The organism is Cysteiniphilum litorale (assembly GCF_003428165.1).
Classification (GTDB): domain Bacteria; phylum Pseudomonadota; class Gammaproteobacteria; order Francisellales; family Francisellaceae; genus Caedibacter; species Caedibacter litoralis.
This window is the reverse complement of the sequence record NZ_QLIQ01000144.1, coordinates 1-1,001: the sequence shown is the minus strand read 5'-3', so window position 1 is coordinate 1,001 and position 1,001 is coordinate 1. Positions and strand designations below refer to the sequence as shown.

General features: G+C 41.4%; 2 protein-coding genes. Both read left to right on the top strand.

Features of this window, described 5'->3' with window-relative positions; translation table 11 throughout:
* Positions 1-296, top strand: a 296-nt coding sequence (locus tag DNJ75_RS14945) for a type-F conjugative transfer system secretin TraK (RefSeq protein ID WP_157968415.1), incomplete at its 5' end; no start/stop codon positions are given.
* Positions 289-1,001, top strand: a 713-nt coding sequence (locus tag DNJ75_RS14940) for a hypothetical protein (RefSeq protein ID WP_150469036.1), incomplete at its 3' end; no start/stop codon positions are given. The genes DNJ75_RS14945 and DNJ75_RS14940, both read left to right, overlap by 8 nt.

Genomic DNA, 1,001 nt, shown 5'->3' with positions numbered 1-1,001 from the left:
TTGAAAATGAGGGTAAAAAAGAGGGTAAAAAAGAGCAAAAGAATCCGTCAGAGGTGATGGATAGACAAAATAGTCAAAAAGGATTGAGTTATACGCCTGTGCGACTTTTTAAAGGGGGATTACTGACGGGTATTGTGTATGCGATTCAAAATTTCAATGGACACTCGATAACCTTACATCCTAAGACGTTTTACCAAAGGGGGATGGTGGCGGGAGCTTTAACCAAAGAGCAGTTGGCATCAGGCGAGGTGGGTTATTTTTATGCCTTAATTCAAGAGGGAGCAAGTGATGTTTAGTTTTTTTAAACTTTTTAAATTTTTTAAATTGCTCAGTAGGCGTGACAAGCAGGCGCCTGATAAAAGTGTTGCGGCAAAAGAGGCAAAAGAGGCAAAAGATTCAGAAGAGTTACAAGAAACACAAGATTTAAACGCGCATAACGATCAACATAAAAAGGACGCCCAGAGTGAGCAAAAAATAGAAAAAATAGGAAAAGCACGTAGCAATCATGCGGTCATTGGTAGTACTAAAGATGAGGCTTTTGCTAGCTTACAGAAAAACACATCGGGGCAGAATCGCTTGTTCACTTTTTTGTTATTGGTTGGGGTTGGTGGTGGTCTGTTATGGCTTTTTATTGTGTTTTTGTCACCCAAAAGTAAAGTTGCGTCAGAGGACTCCCCGACACGTGCAGCGGGTGAGTTTGTTAAAGTTAAGGGGGCAACGTTTACAGCGGATGATAATAAGAGTGCGTTGACGCATCAGCAGCGCCAGATTGATGAGGTGATCAGCCAATTGGATAAACTGAAAACAGATAATCAATCATTAAGTGATACGCTGCGGACGCAACGTGAAAATTTTGAGAAAGAAAATGCAGCGTTTAAAAAAGCACTTGAGGCACAAAAGCAACAAATGCAGCAAAACCAAGAAACACAGCAATGGATAGAGGGTGTCAAAAAACCCCTGCGTGGATTATCTGGTAGTCATAAGGTGGGCGCTAATGGAGA